General features: G+C 68.4%; 1 protein-coding gene. It reads right to left on the minus strand.

The genetic code is table 11. From position 1 onward, the window contains the following. Positions 1-74 precede the first annotated feature (74 nt). Positions 75-551, minus strand: a 477-nt coding sequence (locus AD72_RS35210; protein WP_031470980.1) for an SDR family NAD(P)-dependent oxidoreductase, incomplete at its 5' end; no start/stop codon positions are given.

Raw genomic sequence — 551 nt, forward strand, 5'->3', positions numbered from 1 at the left:
GCTGTGGAAAAGGTCGTGCGTGGTTGTGTTGGTTAGAACCAACACAACCACGCACGACCTTTCGTTTGCCCTGGTCAGCGCGGGGCCATGCGCAGCGAGCCGTCCATCCGGATGGTCTCGCCGTTGAGGTAGTCGTGCTCGATGATCGACTGGGCGAGCTGGGCGTACTCGTCCGGGCGGGCGAGCCGCTTCGGGAACGGGATCCCCTCGGCGAGCCCGGCGCGGAACTCCTCGGTGACCCCGGCGAGCATCGGGGTGTCCACGATTCCGGGCGCGATGGTCATGACCCGGATCCCCTGCTGGGCGAGGTCACGCGCGGCGGGGAGGGTGAGCCCGGCGATCCCGGCCTTGGAGGCGCTGTATGCGGCCTGGCCGATCTGCCCGTCGAAGGCGGCGATCGAGGCGGTGTTCACCACGACCCCGCGCTGCTCGTTCTCCAGCGCCTCGGTCTGCGCGATCGCGGCCGCGGCAAGGCGCATCACGTTCACGGTGCCGATCAGGTTCACCTCGACGACCTTGCGGAACACGTCCAGGTCGTGCGGGCCCTTCTT

It is taken from the genome of Sciscionella sediminilitoris, from assembly GCF_000737195.2.
Classification (GTDB): Bacteria; Actinomycetota; Actinomycetes; order Mycobacteriales; family Pseudonocardiaceae; genus Sciscionella; species Sciscionella sediminilitoris.